Source organism: Mesonia aestuariivivens (assembly GCF_019311235.1).
Classification (GTDB): domain Bacteria; phylum Bacteroidota; class Bacteroidia; order Flavobacteriales; family Flavobacteriaceae; genus Mesonia; species Mesonia aestuariivivens.
Window position 1 is genome coordinate 1 of record NZ_JAHWDF010000032.1, and the last position, 5,731, is coordinate 5,731.

Sequence of the window (5,731 nt, forward strand, 5' to 3'; positions counted from 1 at the left end):
CCTCCATCACTACCAAAGAGTCTACTGCTAATGTCTTGACAAATAATTTAAATCTGGAAGAATCATTCTTAAATTGAGAATGACCTCCTTTACTGCTATAAACATCAAAAACATCTTTACTGATATCGATTCCAAAAGTTTCTTTATATTTACCCATAACACTGATTTTTGGAAAGAACATATATTACGCTGATCACAACAACTTGAAATCGAGGTCTAACCTCACAGAACTGAACGTGATTGACGTAATTAAAGAGAGAGGATTATCAATGTTGCCGAAGTCTAACGCTTCACCGTATAACAGAACCTTAATTCTCTCTTTGTTCTTTCTGATTAATTACTAATTATTTTAAAATGCAAACTTAAGATGTATATAAAAAATAGCGGTTTTATCGCTTAAACGGAACAAAAAGAATAAATTAATGGTCTGTTATAATCCGAAAATTTAGTGCCTAAAATCCACTACTTTTCATATGTGTGCCGAGAGTAACGATCGGCTGAAAGTCGTTACGCAACTGTTTATAAGATGGTGGAGCCGACCCACCAATGTTGTCCTACAGGGGAGAGCATTAAACCACCATAAGGTGCTTTGATAAAGAGTCAAGGTATTGAGCGTTATGGAAGAGGCTATGCCACGAGCTAGTCAGGTATGAATACTGGAGATGAATGCAAATGAACCTCTGATGAAGTGTCGGGAAAGTGCAACCTTCTGTCAAAAGTGTTTGAAGTATGACAAACATTATAAGTCCAGCGGTCACCTGTTTATTGGCTGGGCGGCAGGCGTCATTTAGGAGGCATGACCAGTATTTGGGCTTATTTACGGAACTCGGGAACCTGTGCCAAGATGCAAAGTGAAATGTACAATAGCGCAAACTAGAGGCAAAATAACGATGCTTGGTATAGGGGCGGACTAACTCGTAGTAGTGAAGAAGCTCCCGTAATGGGAGTGGAGCAAAGGGGTTAGCTAATTTGATGTACATACTGCCAACTTGAAAAAAGGATGAGCTATTTTTGTATGTCAAGTTAGAAGAGCCGTATGATGGGAGACTATCACGTACGGTTCTGTGAGAGGCTCGGGGTGAAAATCCCCTTGCCTACTCGACACAAACCCGTTGTAACCAATTTGAGAAACCGAATGGCAATTAACCAATTTATAACATACATACTGCCGAAAAAGGCGATTGAAATGAAATTTGGAGAAATACCAAATCAATTGGAAATTAAACATTCTGAATGGGAAAAGTTTTGGGAAAAATATACAGAATCTGATAACGAAGATTTAGAGCCTGAATTTGAAGATGCAAGAACAACAAATTGGTGGAAAGAGATAGAAGTTAATGTAGCGGAATTAGAAAAACAAATTGACAAAATAATTACTCGTGCAAGTTGGACTGACGATACAATTTGGAAAAGTGAAAAAGCGGAATTTGACCACGACGTTAGTCTTGGCTTAAATAAAACTAATGAATTTATCGATGAATTTATGTTTCGGACTGACTTAACAGATACTACTCTGAATTTCCTTAATTCAATGCTTGATATTTGTAAAGAAAATGATTGGATTTTAATGGACAGAAACGGAAATTTATGCAAACCGAATATTTCGGATTTAGCACAATTAATAAAAGGTTCAGATGCTGACCGATTTTTAAGAAATCCGAGCAAATTTTTTGACGAATTGAGTAATGAAAAATAAAAACTGGTTACAACACCGTATATAAAAAATTGCTGGTGTTGTGCTAAAACAAAGGTCGTTGCACGTTTGCTACGTCTGAATTTCCTTCGGAAATTCCTCGCACGCAAACACGCAACTTTCCATATGTGTGCCGAGAGTAACGATCGGCTGAAAGTCGTTACGCAACTGTTTATAAGATGGTGGAGCCGACCCACCAATGTTGTCCTACAGGGGAGAGCATTAAACCACCATAAGGTGCTTTGATAAAGAGTCAAGGTATTGAGCGTTATGGAAAAGGCTATGCCACGAGCTAGTCAGGTATGAATACTGGAGATGAATGCAAATGAACCTCTGATGAAGTGTCGGGAAAGTGCAACCTTCTGTCAAAAGTGTTTGAAGTATGACAAACATTATAAGTCCAGCGGTCACCTGTTTATTGGCTGGGCGGCAGGCGTCATTTAGGAGGCATGACCAGTATTTGGGCTTATTTACGGAACTCGGGAACCTGTGCCAAGATGCAAAGTGAAATGTACAATAGCGCAAACTAGAGGCAAAATAACGATGCTTGGTATAGGGGCGGACTAACTCGTAGTAGTGAAGAAGCTCCTGTAATGGGAGTGGAGCAAAGGGGTTAGCTAATTTGATGTACATACTGCCAACTTGAAAAAAGGATGAGCTATTTTTGTATGTCAAGTTAGAAGAGCCGTATGATGGGAGACTATCACGTACGGTTCTGTGAGAGGCTCGGGGTGAAAATCCCCTTGCCTACTCGACACATAAACGTTGTGCATCATACAAAAGACAATCGAAATAATAACAAATGAGTGAACATAAAAAACTATTGTCTTGCTGGCATAAACTAGAACATTTCAGTCCTGCTTCTACCCCAAAATCATCTGAAAAAAATGTAGAACTACTCAATGAGAAAGAACCTTGGAAAATTCCATTAAAATCCAAAGACCCAAATAAAACTATTGAATACACAATTTACTTTGGTGTATTCGACTCTTCTGTCGCTAATGAGTTTGTAAAAAATTATTTCAAAGACACAAAAAAAGATGAAAATTTTAGAAATTCAAAAATTTGTTTTGCTACAATAAAATTAGATATTGAAGGGAAATACATCAATGACTCTTTTGGAGTATCAACTTTACCTTGGGCTTTAAACCAATTGGAAAAAAATAAAATAAAAAACGATAATTGGGAGCTTTCATTTGAAACCATAAAGGATAATTTACTAGAATATTTAGAACTAAATTTTAAAGAAACAATTACCAATTCAAATGAAGAAGTTATAAAAGTTTCAACTATTGCTAATAATATTCAATTATTGAAGTTTCAAAATAAAGTTGAAACACTTAGTAATTGGAGTATAAAACCAACCAAAGAAATATATGTAAAAAGAATAGAGAAATTTATAACTAAAAAAGAAACTAAAGCTACAGCCGATATTCTTAATAGCTTTTATATAAAAGATTTAGAAAAAATAATTTCTGCTTACGACAAAAAATCAATTCCGAAAGCCTTTCAACAGTATTTAGATGGTAGTTTAAATAAGCAATCAAATAGACTAGATGTTTCTAAAAAAATAGACACCTTAAAAAATAATTTATCTCCAAATAATTATCCTGATGGATGTTGGCCTTCTGATTATACTTTAAGTTTAATGCAACAATTTGCAGTAAATAACATTTTCAATAATTTATCAGAAAGTAATCAAGAAGGAATGTTTTCAGTAAATGGACCTCCCGGAACAGGAAAAACGACTTTACTCAGAGATATTATAGCTCCTATAATTGTAAAACGAGCTAAGGAACTTATTAAGATTGAAAATCCTTCTGATGCTTTCAAAAAAGTAGGTTCAATAGAAATTAATGAAAAATATTCTCCTTGGCTTTATGAACCATTAAAATCAATAACAAATGGAGGAATCGTGATTGCTTCTTCAAATAACGGAGCAGTCGAAAATATATCTAAAGAATTACCATTAAAAGAAGAAGTTTCAAAACAATATAGTTCTAAAATATCCTATTTTAAAAATGTTGCAGAAGATTGTATTAATAAAGAAAATTGGGGGATTATATCTGCTGTTTTAGGAAACAAACAAAATAGAAATACCTTGGTAAGCAGTTTATGGTTTAACAATGACTTTAAAGACTTACAAGACACATTAAAAGAAAATAAATTATTTGACAATTCGGAATGGAGTAAAATTAAAGCCGAATTTATTAATAAGTTAAATGAAATTTCAACAGAAAAGAAAAGACTAGAAACTTTTAAAGAAGATTATGAAATCTATTTAGAAACTAAAAAATCGTTATTTGAAATAACGCAAGATTTAGAGAATACTAAAGCTAAGTATGAAATAGCAAAAACCAAGTATCAACATCAAAAAGCTAAAGTATTAGGTTTGAATAAAGATAGAAAAGAGATTCTTAACGAATTATCTATTATTAAAAGTGGTAAACCAAACTTCTTCTCTTATTGGTTCAATAAAAGCAAGAGGAATACATATAAAAAGGCTTTAGAAATAGCTCAAAATACTTACATCCAGATTTCAGAAAATTTGAATGTTGAAACTCCAATTTTATCAAAAAACGAATCTGATTTTAATCGTTTAGAAATATTATTTAAAAAGCAAGAAAATGAAAAGTCTAATTTAACAATTCAGTTAGAAAAATTAACTACTCTAACTAATAATGCAAAAATAGAATTAAAAAGCAACTACGCAGATACAAGTTATTGGGAAAATATAGAATCTAAAGAATCACAAGAATCTTGTCCTTGGTATTCTGTGAAATTAAAGAAATTACAATCCGAATTATTTATTATTTCATTGAAATTAAATGAGGTTTTTATACTTACTGCAAATGCTACTTCAAGTAGGATTTCAACAACACTTGCAGGATTTTTTGAGTATTTGAAAGGAGATACTTCGGCTTCAAAAAAAGAAATAAAAGGGATGTGGGATACATTTTTTCTAGTAATTCCTGTTATTTCTTCAACTTTTGCTTCTATACAAACAATGTTTAAAGATTTGGATAAGGAAGATATTCCTTGGTTATTTATTGATGAAGCAGGACAAGCAATTCCGCAAGCTGCCGCAGGTTCAATATGGCGTTCTAAAAGAGTGGGAGTTGTTGGCGACCCATTTCAAATAGAACCAGTAGTAACTATTCCTAATTCTATCACAGATAACATTAGCAATTATTTTGATTTAGATAAAGACAATATAAGTTCAGAACTTTCGGTACAATCAATGGCAGATAGAATTAATCCGTTAGGCTCTTACTTAACAATAAATAGCAAAGAAGAATGGATTGGGATTCCATTAAGAGTTCACAGAAGATGTATAAGTCCTATGTTTGAAATATCAAATAACATTGCTTACGACAATACAATGTATTGCTCTACTGCAAACCCAAAAAGTATTAACGTGAATTTCAAAACATCATTTATACATTGTAAAGGAATTGTTGAAGGAAGACACTTTGTACAAGAACAAGCTGAAAAGATTAAAGACATTTTAATTGATGAAATTAATTTTTCTAAAAATTTACCTGATGTTTTTGTCATCACTCCGTTTAGTCAAATAAGTTATTCGCTAAATTATTTTCTTTTTAAGCATTTAATAAATGAAGTTAAGAGACACAAAGAGATTGATAGTAAAGAAATGGGAGAATGGTTAAAAAGTCATATTGGAACTGTTCATACTTTTCAAGGAAAACAAGCTGAAGGTGTGATTTTATGTTTAGGATTAGACGAAACAACTAAAGGAGCAGCAAATTGGGCTTCGCAAAAACCAAATTTATTAAATGTTGCTATAACAAGAGCTAAATACAGATTCATTGCTATTGGAGATAAAGAAATATGGCTGAAACAAGCTTACTTTAATCAATTGAATAAACTTGGTGAAGAAGTACGAATGCACAACAATGGTAACCGTTGCACAAGCCTCTAATTCTTAGAAAATCTCACTTATTTAAACCGCTTTAGAGTGGTTTTCTAGTTTTATATCGTTTGTAAATTAGCAGAATATAGTCTCTTTAAAATGGA

Annotated in this window: 2 protein-coding genes; both read left to right on the plus strand. The window is 32.9% G+C overall.

What is annotated here, in order from left to right; translation table 11 throughout:
• Positions 1-1,186 precede the first annotated feature (1,186 nt).
• Positions 1,187-1,696, plus strand: a complete 510-nt coding sequence (locus tag KW502_RS14885) for a hypothetical protein (RefSeq protein WP_219041348.1) — start codon at positions 1,187-1,189, stop codon at positions 1,694-1,696.
• 799 nt (positions 1,697-2,495) lie between these two features.
• Positions 2,496-5,636, plus strand: coding sequence for a DEAD/DEAH box helicase (locus tag KW502_RS14890; RefSeq protein ID WP_219041349.1), 3,141 nt, complete (start codon positions 2,496-2,498; stop codon positions 5,634-5,636).
• Positions 5,637-5,731 lie beyond the last annotated feature (95 nt).

Bases quoted from the DNA above. Each gene is read 5' to 3' on its own strand.
- KW502_RS14885 (WP_219041348.1), top strand. From the start codon at position 1,187: ATGAAATTTGGAGAAATACCAAATCAATTGGAAATTAAACATTCTGAA.
- KW502_RS14890 (WP_219041349.1), top strand. From the start codon at position 2,496: ATGAGTGAACATAAAAAACTATTGTCTTGCTGGCATAAACTAGAACAT.